Source organism: Streptomyces sp. NRRL S-31 (genome assembly GCF_000718775.1).
GTDB lineage: Bacteria > Actinomycetota > Actinomycetes > Streptomycetales > Streptomycetaceae > Streptomyces.
Genome location: NZ_JOCB01000037.1, coordinates 21583 through 40844, shown reverse-complemented (window position 1 = coordinate 40844; position 19262 = coordinate 21583). Strand labels below are relative to the sequence as shown.

General features: G+C 73.1%; 14 protein-coding genes. 9 read left to right on the top strand and 5 right to left on the bottom strand.

Going from position 1 to position 19262, the window contains the following annotated elements; genetic code table 11:
* Positions 1-50: 50 nt before the first annotated feature.
* The 4 genes from IF37_RS0116675 to IF37_RS0116660 form a co-directional block, all read right to left on the bottom strand.
* Complete coding sequence (locus tag IF37_RS0116675; RefSeq protein WP_030742773.1) at positions 51-770, bottom strand: class I SAM-dependent methyltransferase; 720 nt, start codon at positions 768-770, stop codon at positions 51-53.
* Positions 771-848: 78 nt separating this feature from the next.
* Positions 849-3338 carry a SpoIIE family protein phosphatase gene (locus IF37_RS0116670; RefSeq protein WP_030742770.1) on the bottom strand — a complete coding sequence of 830 codons (2490 nt, stop codon included), beginning with the start codon at positions 3336-3338 and terminating at the stop codon, positions 849-851.
* A gap of 142 nt (positions 3339-3480) precedes the next feature.
* Positions 3481-6000, bottom strand: coding sequence for an MFS transporter (locus IF37_RS0116665; RefSeq protein WP_079165776.1), 2520 nt, complete (start codon positions 5998-6000; stop codon positions 3481-3483).
* Between the two features lie 160 nt (positions 6001-6160).
* On the bottom strand, positions 6161-6604 hold the full coding sequence (locus IF37_RS0116660) for an SRPBCC family protein (RefSeq protein WP_030742764.1): 444 nt from the start codon (positions 6602-6604) through the stop codon (positions 6161-6163).
* A 133-nt stretch (positions 6605-6737) separates the two neighbouring features.
* On the opposite strand from IF37_RS0116660, the gene IF37_RS0116655 reads away from it, so the two are divergent.
* The 3 genes from IF37_RS0116655 (at position 6738) to IF37_RS0116645 (ending at position 10122) form a co-directional block, all read left to right on the top strand.
* Positions 6738-7781, top strand: a complete 1044-nt coding sequence (locus IF37_RS0116655; protein ID WP_030742763.1) for an Rv2578c family radical SAM protein — start codon at positions 6738-6740, stop codon at positions 7779-7781.
* 165 nt (positions 7782-7946) lie between these two features.
* The gene (locus tag IF37_RS0116650; protein ID WP_030742760.1) at positions 7947-9506 is read left to right on the top strand and encodes an alpha/beta hydrolase; all 1560 of its coding nucleotides are present in this window, start codon (positions 7947-7949) and stop codon (positions 9504-9506) included.
* A 91-nt stretch (positions 9507-9597) separates the two neighbouring features.
* Positions 9598-10122, top strand: coding sequence for a GNAT family N-acetyltransferase (locus IF37_RS0116645; RefSeq protein ID WP_030742755.1), 525 nt, complete (start codon positions 9598-9600; stop codon positions 10120-10122).
* Between the two features lie 7 nt (positions 10123-10129).
* Here the strand turns inward: IF37_RS0116645 and IF37_RS0116640 are convergent, their stop codons facing one another.
* Positions 10130-10708, bottom strand: a complete 579-nt coding sequence (locus IF37_RS0116640) for an adenylosuccinate lyase (RefSeq protein WP_030742752.1) — start codon at positions 10706-10708, stop codon at positions 10130-10132.
* A 388-nt stretch (positions 10709-11096) separates the two neighbouring features.
* Here IF37_RS0116640 and IF37_RS0116635 point away from each other — a divergent pair, with 388 nt between their 5' ends.
* The 6 genes from IF37_RS0116635 (at position 11097) to IF37_RS0116610 (ending at position 19262) form a co-directional block, all read left to right on the top strand.
* Positions 11097-12935, top strand: a complete 1839-nt coding sequence (locus IF37_RS0116635; RefSeq protein WP_030742751.1) for a 3-hydroxyacyl-CoA dehydrogenase family protein — start codon at positions 11097-11099, stop codon at positions 12933-12935.
* A gap of 136 nt (positions 12936-13071) precedes the next feature.
* Entirely contained in the window at positions 13072-13893 is an 822-nt protein-coding gene (locus IF37_RS0116630; RefSeq protein WP_216725844.1) for a TetR family transcriptional regulator, read from the top strand.
* 439 nt (positions 13894-14332) lie between these two features.
* Positions 14333-15670 carry a crotonyl-CoA carboxylase/reductase gene (gene ccrA, locus IF37_RS0116625; RefSeq protein ID WP_030742747.1) on the top strand — a complete coding sequence of 446 codons (1338 nt, stop codon included), beginning with the start codon at positions 14333-14335 and terminating at the stop codon, positions 15668-15670.
* Between the two features lie 9 nt (positions 15671-15679).
* Complete coding sequence (locus tag IF37_RS0116620; protein WP_030742745.1) at positions 15680-17707, top strand: protein meaA; 2028 nt, start codon at positions 15680-15682, stop codon at positions 17705-17707.
* Positions 17704-18729 carry a CoA ester lyase gene (locus tag IF37_RS0116615; protein WP_253915784.1) on the top strand — a complete coding sequence of 342 codons (1026 nt, stop codon included), beginning with the start codon at positions 17704-17706 and terminating at the stop codon, positions 18727-18729. The genes IF37_RS0116620 and IF37_RS0116615 overlap by 4 nt, the downstream gene beginning before the upstream one ends.
* 5 nt (positions 18730-18734) lie before the next feature.
* Positions 18735-19262: a MaoC family dehydratase gene (locus IF37_RS0116610; RefSeq protein WP_030742739.1), complete on the top strand. Its 528-nt coding sequence runs from the start codon at positions 18735-18737 to the stop codon at positions 19260-19262.

Sequence of the window (19262 nt, the reverse complement as noted above, 5' to 3'; positions counted from 1 at the left end):
GCGTCGGGGGGCGCCCAGGCCATGACCCCGCGGCGGGCCGCCGGGCCCGGTCACGCTCCCGCGAGGACGAACCAGCGGGCCGGCAGGTCGATGCGGGTGCCGTCGGCCAGGTACTCGGTCATCGGCAGGGCCGTCTCGCCGTCGGCGAGGACCGTCAGACCGGCCTCGGCGAGCAGCCGCGGGATCTCGTCGTCGGCGGCGTCGGCGGGCTTGAGCCCGTGGTGGAAGACCCGCTGGAGCTTGGGCCCCGGCCCGCCGGGCTCGGCCGCCGCCCGCCGCAGGACGTCCCGCGAGCCGGCGGTCAGCTCGACCACGAACGCGCGGCCCTCGGTGCCGATGAGCCGGGCCACGGCGGCGGCCACCGCGGGGCGCGCGGCCGGTTCGCTCTGGTGGATGACGGCCCGCATGTAGACGTGGCTGTCGCCGAGCCGCCGGTGCAGGGCGTGTACGGCTTCGGTGTCGGTGAGGTCGAGCTGCTCGAACTCGGCGGGGCCGCCGGCCGCGGCGTGGCGGGCGTGCTCGACGGCCGCGTGCGAGAGGTCCACGCCCATGGCGCGGGCGAAGCGGGTGGCCAGGAAGCGGGTCTGGGTGCCGTTGCCGCAGCCGAGGTCGATGATCGTGCGGGCGGGGTCGGCGTGCCGGAGGAGGAGCGCGCTGTGCGGTTCGGCGCTCAGGGCGGGGTCGGAGTCCCATATCGCCTCGCCCCGGGCGTCGGAGGTCTCCTTCCAGTAACTCTCCCAGTTGGTCCGGTAGTCGTCCGAGACGTTCATACGATCTCCCCACGGTTCGGTTCCGTGATCGGGATATCGCGACGGCCCGGGGCGGGGCAAGGGCCTGGGAGGTCACCTTCACGGAATGGTGAGGGCCTGTTCGAACCAGACGGTCTTGCGGTGCCCGCTGGTGGTGGCGCCCCACTCCCGGGCCAGCCGGCTGACCACGCGCAGCCCGCGCCCCGACTCGTCGTCGGGGCCGGCGGCGAGCATGGCGGGCAGGGCGGGCTCGTCGTCGGTGACCTCGAACAGCAGCGCGTCGGTGCGCACGATCCGCAGCCCGACCGGGCCGCTCCCGGCATGCCGGACGGCGTTGGTGACGACCTCGCTGACCAGCAGTCCGGCCGTCTCCACGGCCTGCGGCAGGCCCCAGTCGAGGAGCTGGGCGCGGACCAGGCGGCGGGCCCGGGCCACCTCGCGCGGGTCGGCGTCGAGCCGCCACTCGGCGACGTGGTCGTCGGGGATGCCGTTGAGACGGGCCATGAGCAGGGCGACGTCGTCCTTGCGTCCGCCGCGGGTGTTCAGCGCGCGGATGATCGTGTCGCAGGCGTCGTCCATCGAGGCGGCGGGGTGCGCGGCGGACTCGCAGAGCGCGGCCAGGCCCTCGCCGATGTCGGAGCCGCGCACCTCGACCAGGCCGTCGGTGCACAGCACCAGCCGGTCGCCGGGGCTGACGGGGACGCGGACGACCTCGAACGGGACGCCGCCGACGCCGATCGGGGCTCCGGTGGGCAGCTCGAGGAGCGCGCTGCCGCCGTCCGCGGCGCGCACCAGCACGGGCGGGATGTGTCCGGCGTTGGCGAGGGTCAGCTCGCCGCGGATCGGGTCGTAGACCACGTACAGGCAGGTGGCGAGGTAGGTGTCGCCGAGTCTGCGGGCCAGGTCGTCCAGGTTGCGCAGGAGCTGGGCGGGCGGTGTCTCCATGGCGGCCATGGTCTGCACGGCGGTCCGCAACTGGCCCATCATCGCGGCCGAGTTCAGGCCGTGGCCCATGACGTCACCGACCACGAGGGCGGTGCGGGAGCCGGGCAGTTTGACGGTGTCGAACCAGTCGCCGCCGATCCGGCCGAGCCGGGTGCCGGGCAGGTAGCGGGTGGCGACGTCGCAGCCGGCCATCCGCGGGGTCACCTGCGGCAGCATGCTGTCCTGGAGGGTGTCGGCGACGTTCTCCTGGTAGGTGTACATGCGGGCGTTGTCGAGCACGAGGCCGGCGCGGGCGGCGAGTTCGGCGCCGGTGGTGCGGTCCATGTCGTCGAACTGCGGACGGTCGGGGCGGCGCATCAGCACCATGAAGCCGAGGACGACGTTGCGCGCCTTGAGCGGGACGATCAGCAGGGACCGGCCGCCGATGAGCGGCCGGAGGTCCCGCTTCTCGAACTCGCCGGAGATCCGCTCGGACAGTTCGTCGGTGACGCGCGGGACGAGGACGGGTTCACCGGTGACCATGCACCGGTAGAACGGGGTGTGTTCGGGGAAGGCGAAGGCCTCGCCGACCGGCACGGTGTCGTCCCAGCGCCCGGGTTCGTCGTTGTGCTCCACCCAGACCCGGAACATCACGGTGCTGGCGTCCGGCGGGCCGTCCGGGAAGCCCTCGCCGGCCAGCACCGCGGCCCGCAGATGGGTGCCGGCGAAGTCCGCGAACCGGGGTACGGCGGCGCTGGTGACCTCGCGGATGGTCTCGCCGAGGTCCAGCGAGGAGCCGATGCGGGAGCTGACCTCGTTGAGGAACTCCAGCCGCTCGCGGACGGCGGCGTACTCCAGGTCCTGTTCGGCGCCGGCCGGGACCACGGCCTCGGCGGTCCGCTGCCGGGGTACGGCGGCTTCGGCGCGGGTGCGCCCGGGGCGGCGGGGCACACCCCAGTACGGGGTCACGGGCACCCGCTCGAACTGGCTGAACTCCAGTACCGGGTAGCCGAGTTCGAGGACCTGGGAGACGATGCGGGCGCTGAGTCCCGGGCCCATGTTGGGCAGGATGTCGGGGAGCCGCCGTTCGAGTTCGCCGGGGGCGGGCAGCTCGGTGTGGCGGGCGAAGCCGGGCGCGATCCGTTCGGCCGTCTCGTCGTCGTAGCCGCGCTCCTCGCGCAGCCGGGTGGCGTCGGCGGCCAGCACGAGCAGCCGGGAGGGGCCCGGGCCGACCAGCGGATAGGCCCACCACAGCACGTCGATCCGCTCGTCGCCGGGCGGGCGCGGGGGCGGCGGGCAGAGGCGGGCGCGGCCGGCCGCCGGGTACCCGGTGTGCCCGCCGAGCGAGGTCTCCAGGTCGGGGCCGGTGCCGTCGTACGCCGGGGACGCGTCGGGCGCCGACCGGTCCAGCGGGTCGCGGGGGTCGTGCAGGTCGTGCAGGTCGTGCGGCTCGTCGGGGAGGGCGCCGGAGACGGGCAGCAAGTCCGCCGCGGGGTGGCCGACGGCTTCCTCCCGGTCCACTCCGAACAACCGCCGCGCGCCGCTGCTCCAGTGGGACACCAGGCCGGCGCGGTCGACGACGACCACGGCCAGTGGAATCCGGCCCGCCGAGGTGTCTCCGATGCCGCGCCCGGGAGTCGTGTCCCGCTCGCTGCCACGGTCCATGGCCCAGGCCCTTTCTCCCCACGGCTGTTCGCAAACGATCTGTGCCGCCCGCCCCTACGGTACGGCGGTGGCCGGTCGCGATGTGCGGCAATCCTGGAATTGGCTCCGCCTGATCGCTCCGGCGCACGGCCGCGCGCCCCGCTCAGTCCTCGTGGCCCAGCTGGAGATCGCGTTCGGTGCGGCCACCGCCCGCGACCTGCAAGACCGTGGCGACCGGCGGGTAGCCCGCGGCGATGACGGTGTACTCCCCGGAGGAGAGATCCACGAACCGGAAGGCTCCGTCGGCTCCGGTGGTGAGGGTGTCGACGACGTTGCCGGCGGCGTCGAGCAGGGTCACCCGGGCGTCCTCCACGGGGCGTCCGGCGCTCGCCCGGACGATGCCCCTCAGCACCGCGCCGCCCGCGAGTTCGATGTCCTGCCGGGTCTCCCGGGACGCCTGCACGGTGACCGGGAGCGCGGCGGGCCGGAAGGCCGGGGCGCTGGCGGCGAGGGTGTACTCGCCCGCGACCAGTTCGGTGATGACGTAGCCTCCCTCGCGTCCGCTGCGGGTGGTGGCGACGACCTCGCCGTGCACGTTGGTGAGGGTGACGGTGGCGTCCCGGACGGGGGTGCCGTCGGCGGTGAGCACGCTGCCGGCGAGGCGGCCGGCGCCGCCGAGGACCACGTCGAGTTCGACGGGGCGTTCGTCGACGGTGACGGAGACGGCCTGCGGCTGGTGTCCGCCGGCGGCGGCGATCAGCACGTAGGAGCCGGAGCCGGGCGTGCCGAGGGCGTACCGCCCGTCCTCGCCGCTGGCGCCCCGGCCGACCTGGCGGCCGGTGACGTCGATGAGGGTGAGCGCCGCGCGGGGCACCACGGTGCCGTCGGGGTGCTGCACCGTGCCGCAGACCGGGATGCCGGCGGCATGGGACGGGCGGTGGGCCCTTCCGCCGGCCGGGGGCTCGGAGCGTGCCGGCGGGATGGGGGTGGTCACGGTCTGCGGCTCCGTTTCGGCGGTGTGGTGGGACACCAGTGGTTTCTCCTTGAGGAAGAAGGCGATGAGCAGGCCGAGGGCGAGCACCGGGACGAGGTAGAGGAAGATCCGGGGCATCGCCTCGGCGTAGGCGCGGATGTAGGCGTCGCGCAGGGCCGCGGGCAGCGTGTGCACGAGCTGCGGGGTGATCGAGTCGGGGTCGGGCAGCCCGGTGCCCGCCCGCGGGGGCGGTTCGCGGCGCAGGGCGTCGCCGAGCCGGTCGGCGAAGAGCGTGCCGAAGACGGCGGCGCCGACGCTGCCGCCGATCTGCCGGAAGTAGTTGTTGGCGCTGGTGGCGCTGCCGAGGTCGGCCGGGCGCACGGAGTTCTGCACGGCGAGGACGAGGACGGGCATCACCAGGCCGATGCCGGCGCCGAGGACGGCCATCCAGACGCTGTACTGCGGCCGGGGCGTGTCGGTCTCCAGCCGGGACAGCAGCCACATGCCGACGACGGCGACGGCGCTGCCGAGCACGGGGAGGGCCTTGTAGCGGCCGGTGCGGCTGATCAGCTGTCCGCCGATGATCGAGGCGCCGACGATCCCGGCCATCATGGGCAGCACCAGCAGCCCGGACTCGGTGGCGCTGGCCCCGTCGACCATCTGCAGGAAGGTGGGCAGGTAGCTGGCGGCGCCGAACAGGGCGACGCCGATGACCAGTCCGACCAGGCCGCTGACGGTGAAGACGGAGTCGCGGAACAGCCGCAGGGGCATCAGGGGTTCGGCGGCGAAGCGCTCGGCGACCAGGAAGAGGACGGTGGCGGCGACGGCGCCCGCGGCCAGGCCGAGGATCTGCCGGGAGTCCCAGGCGTACTCCGTGCCGCCCCAGCTGGTGAGCAGCACCAGGCAGGTGGAGGCGGCGGCGAGGAGCAGCGAGCCGGGTACGTCGAGCCGGGCGCGCACCCGCGGCCTGGGGAGCTTCAGCGCGACGGTGACGACGGCCAGGGTGACCAGGCCGAAGGGGATGTTGACGTAGAAGCACCAACGCCAGGAGAGGTGGTCGGTGAAGTAGCCGCCGAGCAGCGGGCCGGCGACGGAGGCGAGCCCGAAGGCGGCGCCGATCAAACCCATGTACCGGCCGCGTTCCCGGGGCGGCACGATGTCGGCGATGATCGCCTGCACGCCGATCATCAGGCCGCCCGCGCCGACGCCCTGCACGGCGCGGAAGGCGATCAGCTGGTCCATGCCGCCGGCCCGCCCGGCGAGCGCGGAGCCGAGGACGAACACGGCGATGGCGAACTGGAAGACGCCCTTGCGGCCGACCAGGTCGCCGAGTTTGCCGTAGACCGGCAGGCCGATGGTGGAGGTGAGCAGGTAGGCGGTGATCGCCCAGGACATCCGGTCCAGGCCGTGCAGTTCGCCGACGATCTTCGGCAGGGCGGTGGCGACGATCATCTGGTCCAGGGCGGCCAGCAGCAGTGCCAGCATCAGCCCGGTGAAGACCAGCCGGGTCCGCCGGGGCCCGAGTCCGGCGGCCGGCGCGGCGGGCGGTGGCGCGGCGGCCGGCTCCGGCCCGGCCGGCTCCGATCCGGCCGTGTCCGATCCGGCCCTCTCCGACTCGGCCTTTCCCGGTCCGCCTGTCTCCGGTACGGCCGCTTCCGCCGTCGCCGGTGCCACGCCCGGCTCGTGCCGCGCCAGAGCCTTCCCGCCCACGGACCGCTCCCCTCGTCCCACCCGTCACCTGTCCCGCGCAAGGCGGCAACTGCGAACGACTGCGGCGAGTTACGGTCCGTCCCGGTCCGGGGCGGAGATCCACTCGAACCGGTGAAGGGGTGGACCAGGGGTCAACACCCTTGCACCGGTGGGTACTTGGCTACTTCTCGACGTCGGCGGCGAGGTTGGCCAGCAGGGCGTCGTAGATCCGGCCGAGGCCCTTGGGCGCGAAGGTGCGCTCGAAGAAGCCGCCGATGCCGCCGGCACCCTGCCAGGTGGTGGTGACGACCACCCGGGAGCCGCCCTCGCCGGCGGGGGTGACGCGCCAGGTGGTGACCATGGAGGAGTTGCGGTCCTTCTCGACCAGCTCGCCGTCGGTGGGCTCGGTCACCTCCAGCAGGCAGTCGCGGACCCGCTTGCTGGTGGCCTGGAGCTTCCAGTGGACGAGGGTGCCCTCGCCGTCGCCGCCCTCGCGGACCTCGTACTCGCTGAAGTGCTCGGGCAGCAGCCGCTGCCGCGTGCCGCGGTAGTCGGCGAGGGCGTCGAACACCTTCTCCGCGTCCGCCGCGACGACCCGCTCCGTAGTGGCCTCGACCTGCGCCATTGCGTTCCTCCAGGACCTTCTTCTCGGGGTTGGGGCAAGCCAACCACCCCGGCGCCCGGCGGCCCAAATCGGGGTCCGCGCGATCATGGGAACGTATGTTCTATTCTGTGGCCAGCGCTACCGAGGAGGCGTCATGCGCTGGGAGAACCTGACGGACGAGAGCGAACACGGCCGGGCCGCCGACGCCGCGCTGTTCGGCGCGGACACCGTCGCCACGCGCACGTTCGACACGCCCGAGTTCAACGGGATCACCTTCCACGAGGTGCGCGCGCGGTCGGTGCTGAACCGGGTGCCGGGCGCCTCGCGCATGCCGTTCGAATGGACGGTCAACCCCTACCGCGGCTGCTCGCACGCGTGCGTCTACTGCTTCGCCCGCCGGACGCACGGCTACCTGGACCTGGACACGGGCATCGGCTTCGACACCCAGATCGTGGTCAAGGTGAACGCCCCGGAGGTGCTGCGCCGCCAGCTCGCCTCCCGCAGCTGGCGGGGCGACCACGTGGCGATGGGCACCAACGTCGACTGCTACCAGCGCGCCGAGGGCCGCTACCGGCTCATGCCGGGCATCATCTCCGCGCTCACCGAGCGCGCGAACCCGTTCTCGGTCCTCACCAAGGGCACGCTGATCCTGCGCGACCTGGACCTGCTGGTCCGCGCGGCCCAGGTGACGGAGGTGGGCGTCTCGGTCTCCGTCGGCTTCCTCGACACCGAGCTGTGGCGCACGGTGGAGCCGGGCACCCCCGCGCCCGAACGGCGGCTGGACGTGGTGCGCGCCTTCGCGGAGCACGGCATCGGCTGCGGGGTGCTGATGGCACCGGTGATCCCCTTCCTGAGCGACCACCCGGACCGGCTGCGGGAGACGGTGCGGGCCATCGCGGCGGCCGGGGCCGTCTCCGTCACCCCGCTGGTGCTGCATCTGCGCCCGGGCGCCCGGGAGTGGTTCACGGCCTGGCTCGGGCGGCACCATCCGCACCTGGTGCGGCGGTACGAGCGGCTGTACGCGGAGGGCGCCTACGCACCGACGTGGTACCAGCGCCGGATCACCCGTCAGGTGCACGAGCTGGCGCGGGAGTACGGCATCGGGCCCGCGCGCGCCGCGGCGGCCCGCCGGATCCGCCCGGCCGGGCCGGAGCCGGCGCCCGCCGCTGCGGAGCCGGTCCAGCTCAGCCTGATGTGAGCACGCCCGGGCATCAGGGGGCACGGCGCGACCCGATGGGGTCAACTATCGCGGGAAGGCGTTCCCCGGTGCCCGCTTACCGGGACGATCCGGCGTGAACCGCGCGCCTCGCGGTGCGCCGAGACCTCCGTCCCGCAAGGACCCGAAGGACCCCGAAGGACCCGTATGAGAACACGCGCAGCCGCGCTGTGCGCAGCCGCCGCCGTGCTGGCGGGCGCGCTCACCGCCGCTCCCGCCCGGGCCGGAGCGGCCCCCGCGCCCGGGCCCGCCTGGAAGAAGTGCGGCACCCGCGACCACCCCACGCTCCAGTGCGCCTCCGTGCAGGTGCCGCTGGACCACGCGGACCCGGCGGGCCGGCGGATCACCCTCGCCCTGTCCCGCGTCCCGCACACCGCGCGGTCCTCCGAGGGACCGCTGCTGGTCAACCCCGGCGGCCCCGGCGGCAGCGGTCTGGCGCTCGCCGGGTTCGTCGCCTCCGCGCTGCCGAGGAGCGTCGCGGACCGGTACGACGTCATCGGCTTCGACCCGCGCGGGGTCGGCCGCAGCACGCCCGCCCTGACCTGCGCGCCCGGGCACTTCGCGGCGGGCCGCCCGGCGTCGGTCCCGGCCACCGCCGCGCTGGAGCGGGCGAACCTGGACCGCGCGCGGTCCTTCGCCGCGGCCTGCGGCCGGAAGTACGCGGACGTCCTGCCCCACCTGGACACCGTCAGCGCGGCCCGGGACCTGGACGTGATCCGCCGGGCCCTGGGGGCACCGCGGATCAGCTACTTCGGCTACTCCTACGGCACCTACCTGGGCGCGGTGTACGCGAAGCTGTACCCCGAGCGGGTCCACCGCCTGGTGCTGGACTCGGTCGTCGACCCGACCGGCGTCTGGTACCGGAACAACCTCGGCCAGGACTACGCCTTTGACGACCGCCACCGCGCGCTGATGGCCTGGATCGCCCGGCACGACGCGGTCTACCGGCTCGGCACGGACCCGGCGCGGATCGAGGCCCGCTGGTACGCGATGCGGGCGGCCCTGGCGGAGCGGCCGGCCGGGGGCACGGTCGGCGCCGCGGAGCTGGAGGACACCTTCATGCCCGGCGGCTACTACGACGGCTACTGGCCCCACCTGGCGGCGGCGTTCGCCGCGTACGCGCGCGACGGGTCCACCGGACCGCTGGTGGCGGCGTACCGGACCTTCGGCGCCGTGGACCGCTCGGGCGACAACGGCTACAGCGTCTACACGGCGGTGCAGTGCCGTGACGCCTCCTGGCCGCGCGGCTGGAACCGGTGGCGGGCGGACGCCTGGCGGGTGCACGCGAAGGCGCCCCTGATCGCCTGGAACAACACCTGGTACAACGCGCCGTGCGCGTTCTGGCCGACGGCCCCGCTGGGCCGGGTGAACATCGCCAACGCCGAGTTGCCGCCGGCGCTGCTCCTCCAGGCGACCGAGGACGCGGCCACCCCCTACGCCGGCGCCGCCACCGCCCACCGGCTGCTGGCCCGCTCCAGCCTGGTGGTCGAGCGGGGCGGCGGCAACCACGGGGTCACGCTGAGCGGCAACGCGTGCCTGGACGGGTACCTGGCCGCGTACCTGACCGACGGCAGCCTGCCGCGCGGCGACGGCGCGGTCGACGCGGTCTGCGCCAAGTCACCGGAGCCCGAGCCGCCGTCGGCGAAGACGGCCCCGACACCGTCCCGCGGCTCGGCCCTGCACGGCCTGTTGGGCTTCCGTTCCTAGGCCCGGTCCCCGGGTCCCCGGCCGCGGCCCGTGGCCCGGGGGCCCGGGAAATGCCGGGCGGTGCCCCGCACCGACTGCCTAGGGTTGCGCCATGGACGACCCCCGCCCGCGCATCCGCCCCATGACGCTCGCCGACTGCGAGCGCGTCTCCGAGATCCGTGTCCGCGGCTGGCGGCACGCCTACCGGGGACTGGTGCCGCAGCCGTACCTGGACCGGCTCGACGTCACGGCCGACGCCGAGCGGCGGCGGGCCCGGTTCGCGCGGGGCGACGGTCCGGTGGAGAACCTGGTCGCCGAGCGGGCGGGCCGGGTCGTCGGCTGGGCGGCGCACGGCCCGTACCGGGACGGGGAGGGGCACACGGCGGACGCCGAGCTGTACGCCGTCTACGTCGATCCGGCGCACCTCGGCGGCGGCATCGGTCGGGCTCTGCTGGCCGCGTCGCTCGAGCGGTGCGCGGGCCGCCCGCGCATGCTGCTGTGGGTCCTCAAGGGCAACGCCCCCGCCCGCCGCTTCTACGAGCGGGCCGGGTTCCGGGCCGACGGGGCCGAGGAGGTCTTCGAGGCGGACGGCGTGTCCGTGCCCGAGGTGCGGTACGCCAGGGTCGCGCGCGGCTGACCGGGGGTCACCCCGGCTGCTCCTGCGGGATGCGGGCGAGCGCGTGCACCGCCGCCTCGGCGAGCGCGGGGTGGGCCAGCGCCTCGCTCAGCACGCGCCGGGCGCGGACGTCACCGAGGGCGCCCAGGCCCTCCACACAGGCGAGGGCGACCTGCCGGTAGGGGTCGTGCGGGCGCAGCCGCCGCTCCAGCGTGGTGATCAGCGCGGGCACGGCCTCCGGGGCGCGCAGGGCGACCAGCAGCCGTACCGGGTGCAGGGCGTAGGCGACGCGGAGTTCGTTGGTGGCCAGCGCGGCGGCGGCCCGGGCCGTACGGGGGTCGCCGAGGCGGGCGAGGGCGTGCGCGGCGGCGGCGCAGCGCGGCGGGTCGCGGTGGTTGAGCAGCAGCACCAGGGCCTCGAAGGCGCGCCGGTCGCCCGCCCGGCCGAGGCGGAAGGCGGCCAGTTCCCTGGCCCACAGGGGCTGTCCGGGGGCGGTGAGCACCTCCGCCAGTCCATCGTCCCCGGTGGCCAGCAGCCGCTCGAACGCCGCCGAGCCGCCCGACTCCTGCCGTAAGCGCTCCGTGAGCGATCGCAACTCTTCGTCCACGATGTCCAGCGTAGAGGCGCGGACGGCGATGGAGGGAGCCCCTCACACACTTGGCACGGGGGGACTAGCGCGCTCGTTACCGGCCGGTTAAGCTCAGACGAGCGAGTAACCCTCGCACTCCCGCTGGCGACGGTCTGGTGACGCGGCCGTCGTGAGCGAGTTCCGTCGGTTCGGTACGCCGTACGTACCGCGAGTACGACCCGGCTTCGGGACAGAGCCGGTCGGACATCCCCGCCGGGTGGGCGTGTGCGCGCCCGTGGCAACCGGCGGCCCCCGGGCGTGTGCGCTCGCAGCCCGGCTACACCCGCACTCCTTTCCGCACCGTGGTGCGCCCTCCGGCACACCCGGCGCGCTCCCAGTCGTCACCCCTCATTCCTGGAGTCCCGCGATGGCCGCTCCCCTGTCCGACCCCGCCCTGTCCCCACAGTCCCCGCCCGCCCCGGTCCCGCAGCCCCCGTTCAAGACGATCGCCGTCGTCGGCCTCGGCACCATGGGCACCGGCATCACCGAGGTCCTGGCGAAGGCCGGCCGCGAGGTGATCGGCATCGACGTCGGCGAGGCCCAGACCGCGAAGGCGCTCGCCGCCCTGGAGGCCGCCACGGCCCGTGCCGTGGAGCGCGGCCGGCTCACCGCCGGGGAGCGTGCGGCGGCCCTGGGCCGGGTGCGCACCGCCACCGACCTCGGCGCGGCGGCCGACGCCGACCTCGTCATCGAGGTGGCCCCGGAGTCGTACGAGGTCAAGCAGCAGATCTTCCGCGAGCTGGACGGCATCGTGCGCCCGGAGACGATCCTGGCGACCGGCACCAACGCGCTCTCCGTGACCCGGCTGGCCGCCGACTCGGCCCGGCCCGAGCGGGTGCTGGGCCTGCACTTCTTCAACCCCGCGCCGGCCATGCGGCTGGTGGAGGTGGTCTCCTCGGTGCTGACCGCCCCGCAGGCCGTCGCCGCCGTCACCAACCTCGCGATCGAGCTGGGCAAGGAGCCGGTCGCGGTCGGCGACCGCCCGGGGTTCGTCGCGGACGGGCTGCTCTTCGGCTATCTGAACCAGGCCGCGGCGATGTTCGAGGCCCGGTACGCCTCCCGGGAGGACATCGACGCGGCGATGCGGCTCGGCTGCGGGCTGCCCATGGGTCCGCTCGCGCTGCTGGACCTGATCGGCGTCGACACCGCGCGTACGGTCCTGGAGGCGATGTACGCCGAGTCCCGGGACCGGCTGCACGCCCCCGCCCCGATCCTGAAGCACCTCAGCGAGGCGGGCCTGACCGGCCGCAAGGCCGGGCGCGGCTTCTACACCTACGAGGCGCCGGGCAGCGGCACGGTGGTGCCGGACGCGTCGGCCCCGGCGCGGGACGGCGTGCGGGCCGCGGGCCGTCCCGTCCGGTCCGTCGGCGTGGCGGGCTCCGGCACGATGGCCTCCGGCATCGCCGAGGTGTTCGCCAAGGCCGGGTACGAGGTCGTCCTGGCCGCCCGGAGCGAGGAGAAGGCGCAGGCGGCCAAGGCCCGGATCGGCAAGTCGCTCGCGCGCTCCGTCGACAAGGGCCGGCTGACCGCCGAGGCCGCCGCGCGGATCCTGGAGCGCGTCGCCCCCGCCGGGTCGTACGACGCCTTCGCCGACGTCGAGCTGGCCGTCGAGGCGATCGCCGAGGACCTGGAGGTCAAGCGGCAGCTGTTCGCGACCCTGGACAAGGTCTGCAAGCCGGGCGCGGTGCTGGCCACCACCACCTCGTCCCTGCCGGTCGTCGCCTGCGCCCGCGCCACCTCGCGCCCGCAGGACGTGATCGGCATGCACTTCTTCAACCCGGCGCCGGCGATGAAGCTGGTCGAGGTGGTCCGTACGGTGCTGACCGCCGACGATGTGCACGCGACGGTCCGCGAGGTCTGCGCGGACATCGGCAAGCACGCCGTGGACTGCGGCGACCGGGCCGGGTTCATCGTGAACGCACTGCTGTTCCCGTACCTCAACAACGCGATCAAGATGGTCCAGGAGCACTACGCCTCGCTGGACGACATCGACGCGGCGATGCGGCTCGGCGGCGGCTACCCGATGGGCCCGTTCGAACTGCTGGACGTGGTCGGGCTGGACGTCTCGCTGGCCATCGAGAAGGTGCTGCACCGCGAGTTCCGCGATCCGGGCCTCGCCCCGGCGCCGCTGCTGGAGCACCTGGTGGCCGCGGGCTGCCTCGGACGCAAGACCGGCCGCGGCTTCCGCGAGTATGCCCGCCGCTGACGGCGGCGGCGACCGGTTCCGGACGGAGCCGGACTGGGGCGGACTGCTCGACCCGGCCGGCTGCCCCCCGCCCCCCACGGGCGGGGGGCGCCCCGGACCCGCGCACCGACCTGTGCACATGCAGTACGTTCGGGTCATGTCCCAGCCCGCCAAGTCCTCACGTACACCAGCCACGCCCGACGCGCCGGAAAGTGCCGCAGGCAGTCGCGCCGCCGCCCAGCGGCTGAAAATGCGCCGAGAACTGGCGGCAGCAGCCATGGAGCTGTTCGCGACCAAGGGGTACGAAGCCACCACCGTCGACGAGATCGCCGCCGCCGCCGGGGTCGCCCGCCGCACCTTCTTCCGCCACTTCCGCTCCAAGGAGGAGGCGATCTTCCCGGACCACGACGACACGCTGATCCGCGCGGAGGCGGTCCTCAACGCCGCCCCCGCGCACGAGCATCCGCTCGACACCGTGTGCCGCGGCATCAAAGAGGTCATGCGGATGTACGCGGCGGCGCCGGAGATCTCCGTCGCCCGCTACAAGCTGACGCGCGAGGTGCCCACCCTGCGCGAGGCCGAGATCGCCTCCGTGGCCCGCTACGAGCGCCTGTTCACCCGTTACCTGCTCGGCCACTTCGACGAGCACGCGCACGCCGACGACGCCAACGACGACCCGCTGCTGGCCGAGGTCGCCGCGTCCGCCGTGGTCACCGCCCACAACCACGTCCTCAGGCGCTGGCTGCGGGCGGGCGGCCAGGGGGACGTGGAGGCCCAGCTGGACCACGCCTTCGCGATCGTGCGCAAGACCTTCGGCAACGGCATCGGGGCCGGCCGGAACTCCGCCGCCCGGCCGGCCGCCGGAACCGGCGCGGCCCTGGCCTCGGCGCACGGCGAGGTGCTGGTGACGGTCGCCCGTACCGACGCCCCGCTGGACGAGGTGATGCGGACCATCGAGGAGGCGCTCAAGGAGCGCTGAGCGTCCCTCCGCCACGGCCCGCTGTGACGACGGCCACCCTTCGGGGTGGCCGTTTTGCCATGTCAGGGCCGGTTTTCGGGAGGATTCCGGGGCCCGTTCGATCGATCATCGCTCATTTGTTACGTAAAGATTTCATCTGAGGCGAAGTTCTGGCACTCAGTGCCTTGTCACCTGACACGCGGTGTCATACGTTGAAGAGGTCCGGGCGGCCGGCGAGCAGGGACCACGCGCTCGCCGGCTGTCCCAGCAAGCCGATGGCCTGCGCGCCCGGACGCCTGCGTCACAGGCAACCTCCCGCGCCACAAAGCGCTGCCGAAGCACCACCGAGCCGAACCGACGGCACCCCCTTCGCAGACCCTCAGCAGCACTCACCGAGCACCGACGATCCCTCAGGCGCCCCTCCCTCAGGGCGCTCACCGCCGGAGGCAACACCGTGACCGTGAAGGACATCCTGGACGCGATCCAGTCGAAGGACGCCACGTCCGCCGACTTCGCCGCCCTGCCGCTCCCCGAGTCGTACCGCGCGATCACCGTGCACAAGGACGAGACGGAGATGTTCGCGGGCCTCGAGACCCGCGACAAGGACCCGCGCAAGTCGATCCACCTCGACGAGGTGGCCGTGCCCGAGCTGGGCCCGGGCGAAGCCCTGGTGGCCGTCATGGCCTCCTCGGTCAACTACAACTCGGTGTGGACCTCGATCTTCGAGCCGCTGTCCACGTTCGGGTTCCTGGAGCGCTACGGCAAGGTCAGCGAGCTGACCAAGCGGCACGACCTGCCGTACCACGTCATCGGCTCCGACCTCGCCGGCGTGGTCCTGCGCACCGGCCCGGGCGTCAACGCCTGGAAGCCCGGTGACGAGGTCGTCGCCCACTGCCTCTCCGTCGAGCTGGAGTCCTCCGACGGCCACAACGACACGATGCTCGACCCCGAGCAGCGCATCTGGGGCTTCGAGACGAACTTCGGCGGCCTCGCCGAGGTGGCGCTGGTCAAGTCCAACCAGCTGATGCCGAAGCCGGACCACCTGAGCTGGGAGGAGGCCGCGGCCCCGGGCCTGGTGAACTCCACCGCCTACCGCCAGCTGGTCTCCCGCAACGGCGCCCAGATGAAGCAGGGCGACAACGTCCTGATCTGGGGCGCGAGCGGCGGACTCGGCTCCTACGCCACCCAGTTCGCGCTCGCCGGCGGCGCCACCCCGATCTGCGTCGTCTCCAGCGAGCAGAAGGCCGAGATCGCCCGGCGGATGGGCGCCGAGCTGATCATCGACCGCAACGCCGAGGGGTACCGGTTCTGGAAGGACGAGAACACCCAGGACCCCAGGGAATGGAAGCGCTTCGGCAAGCGCATCCGCGAACTCACCGGCGGCGAGGACGTCGACATCGTCTTCGAGCACCCCGGCCGCGAGACCTTCGGCGCCTCGGTCTACGTGACCCGCAAGGGCGGCACCATCGTCACCTGCGCCTCCACCTCGGGCTACCACCACGAGTACGACAACCGGTACCTGTGGATGTCGCTGAAGCGGATCATCGGCTCCCACTTCGCCAACTACCGCGAGGCGTGGGAGGCCAACCGCCTCATCGCCAAGGGCAAGATCCACCCGACCCTGTCGAAGGTCTACTCCCTGGCGGACACCGGGCAGGCCGCCTACGACGTCCACCGCAACCTGCACCAGGGCAAGGTCGGCGTGCTGTGCCTCGCGCCCGAGGAGGGCCTGGGCGTGCGCGACGAGGAGATGCGCGCCCGGCACATCGACGCCATCAACCGCTTCCGGAACGTCTGAGAGCCGCAGATGACAGAGCGTCAGAAGGACCGTCCGTGGCTCATGCGGACGTACGCGGGCCACTCGACCGCGGAGGCGTCCAACGAGCTGTACCGGCGCAACCTCGCCAAGGGCCAGACCGGTCTGTCGGTGGCGTTCGACCTGCCCACCCAGACCGGTTACGACTCCGACCACATCCTCGCCCGCGGCGAGGTCGGCCGGGTCGGCGTGCCCGTCGCGCACCTGGGTGACATGCGCCGGCTGTTCCGGGACATCCCCCTGGAGCAGATGAACACCTCGATGACGATCAACGCCACCGCCATGTGGCTGCTGGCGCTCTACCAGGTCGTCGCCGAGGAGCAGGGCGCGGACGTCACCGCGCTCCAGGGCACGACCCAGAACGACATCGTCAAGGAGTACCTGTCCCGCGGGACGCACGTCTTCCCGCCGGGACCCTCCCTCCGCCTGACGACGGACATGATCGCGTACACGGTCTCCCACATCCCGAAGTGGAACCCGATCAACATCTGCAGCTACCACCTCCAGGAGGCCGGGGCGACGCCGGTGCAGGAGATCGCGTACGCGATGTCCACCGCGATCGCCGTCCTGGACGCCGTGCGCGACTCCGGCCAGGTGCCGCCGGAGCGCATGGGGGACGTGGTCGCCCGCATCTCCTTCTTCGTCAACGCGGGCGTCCGCTTCGTCGAGGAGATGTGCAAGATGCGGGCGTTCGGCCGCATCTGGGACCAGATCACGCGGGAGCGGTACGGCATCGAGGACCCCCGGCAGCGCCGGTTCCGCTACGGCGTCCAGGTGAACTCGCTCGGCCTGACCGAGGCGCAGCCGGAGAACAACGTCCAGCGGATCGTGCTGGAGATGCTCGCGGTGACGCTGTCGAAGGACGCACGCGCGCGGGCCGTGCAGCTGCCCGCCTGGAACGAGGCGCTGGGCCTGCCCCGGCCCTGGGACCAGCAGTGGTCGCTGCGCATCCAGCAGGTGCTCGCCTACGAGAGCGACCTGCTGGAGTACGAGGACATCTTCGAGGGCTCGAAGGTGATCGAGGCGAAGGTGGACCAGCTGGTCGGGGACGCCCTCGCGGAGATCGACCGCATCCAGGAGATGGGCGGCGCGCTGGCCGCCGTGGAGTCCGGCTACCTGAAGTCGCGGCTGGTCGCCTCGCACGCCGAGCGCCGGGGGCGGATCGAGTCCGGCGAGGAGAAGATCGTCGGCGTCAACATCTTCCAGGGCACCGAGCCGAACCCGCTGACGGCCGACCTGGACACCGCGATCCAGACGGTGGACCCGGCGGTCGAGAACCGGGTCGTCGCCTCGCTCCGGCACTGGCGGGACACCCGCTACCAGCCGCCCTTCAACCACCCTCGCCCGTGCAAGGCCCTGGAGCGGCTGAAGGAGGCCGCCAAGGGCACGGAGAACCTGATGGAGGCCACGCTGGAGTGCGCCCGGGCCGGGGTCACCACCGGCGAGTGGGCGGCGGCCCTGCGCGAGGTGTTCGGCGAGTACCGGGCGCCCACCGGGGTGTCCTCCGCGCCGGTTGCGGTCCCCGCCGAGGCCGGCTCGGCCCTCGCCGAGGTGCGCGCCAGGGTGGAGGGCACCGCCCGGGAGCTGGGCGTCGGCCGGCTGCGCTTCCTGGTCGGCAAGCCCGGCCTGGACGGGCACTCCAACGGCGCCGAGCAGATCGCGGTCCGCGCGCGCGACGCCGGGTTCGAGGTGGTCTACCAGGGCATCCGGCTCACCCCGGAGCAGATCGTGGAGGCGGCCCTCGCCGAGGACGTGCACGCGGTCGGCCTGTCGATCCTGTCCGGCTCGCACGCCCAGCTGGTCCCGGACGTGCTCCGGCGGCTGCGTGTGGCCGGTGCCACAGACATCCCGGTGATCGCGGGTGGCATCATCCCGAACGGCGACGCCGAGCAGCTGAGGGCCGCCGGAGTGGCCGCCGTCTTCACCCCGAAGGACTTCGACATCACCGGAATCATCGGCCGCATCGTCGACGAGATCCGGAAAGCGAACAAGCTCGACCCCCTGGAGGTCCCCGCATGACCCGCCCGTCTCCCGCCGCCACCCCTCCGACGAGCGGCCGGGCCGCGTCCCTTCCGGCCGTGGACCGCCTCCGCCCGCGACGCTCCTGCCTGGCCGTGCCGGGCAGCAACCCGCGCTTCCTGGAGAAGGCGCAGGGCCTCCCGGCGGACCAGGTCTTCCTCGACCTGGAGGACGCCTGCGCGCCCCTCGCCAAGCCCGGGGCGCGGCACACCATCGTCAAGTTCCTCAACGAGGGCGACTGGGCGGGCAAGACGCGTGTGGTGCGCGTCAACGACTGGACGACCGAGTGGACGTACCGGGACGTCGTGACGGTGGTCGAGGGCGCCGGCCCGAACCTCGACTGCATCATGCTGCCCAAGGTGCAGAACGCCGAGCAGGTCGTCGCGCTGGATCTGCTGCTGACCCAGATCGAGAGGACCATGGGCTTCGAGGTCGGCCGGATCGGCATCGAGGCGCAGATCGAGAACGCGCAGGGGCTGAACAACGTCAACGCGATCGCGCAGGCCTCGCCGCGCGTCGAGACGATCATCTTCGGCCCGGCCGACTTCATGGCCTCCATCAATATGAAGTCGCTGGTCGTGGGCGAGCAGCCGCCCGGCTACCCGGCGGACGCCTACCACTACATCCTGATGAAGATCCTGATGGCGGCCCGCGCCAACAACCTCCAGGCGATCGACGGCCCCTACCTCCAGATCCGCAACGTCGACGGCTTCCGCGAGGTGGCCGGCCGCGCCGCCGCGCTCGGCTTCGACGGCAAGTGGGTGCTGCACCCGGGTCAGGTGGACGCCGCGAACGAGGTGTTCTCGCCCTCGCAGGAGGACTACGACCACGCCGAGCTGATCCTGGACGCGTACGACTACTACACGTCCGAGGCGGGCGGCAAGAAGGGCTCCGCGATGCTCGGCGACGAGATGATCGACGAGGCCAGCCGCAAGATGGCCCTGGTCATCGCGGGCAAGGGACGCGCGGCCGGCCTGCGCCGCACGTCGAACTTCGAGACCCCCGACAACCGAGGAGCCTGAGCGCGATGCAGTTCGGCCGTACCTACGAGGAGTTCGAGGTCGGGGCGGTGTACAAGCACTGGCCGGGCAAGACGGTCACGGAGTACGACGACCACCTGTTCTGTCTCCTCACCATGAACCACCACCCGCTCCACCTGGACGCCAACTACGCCGAGCGGACGACCGACTTCGGCAGGAACGTCGTCGTGGGCAACTACGTCTACTCGCTGCTGCTCGGCATGTCGGTGGCGGACGTCTCCGGCAAGGCGATCGCCAACCTGGAGATCGAGTCGCTCCGGCACGTGGCGCCGACCTTCCACGGCGACACGCTCTACGGCGAGACGACGGTGCTGGACAAGTGGCCGTCCAAGTCGAAGGACGACCGCGGGATCGTCCACGTGGAGACCAGGGGCTACAAGCAGGACGGCACCCTGGTGTGCGTCTTCCGCCGCAAGGTCATGGTGCCCACCGAGACGTACATCAAGGAGCGCGGCGGCGAGCAGCCGGGCCGCCCGGAACCCGTCGCCCCCGCGGACAAGAACACGGAGAAGTAG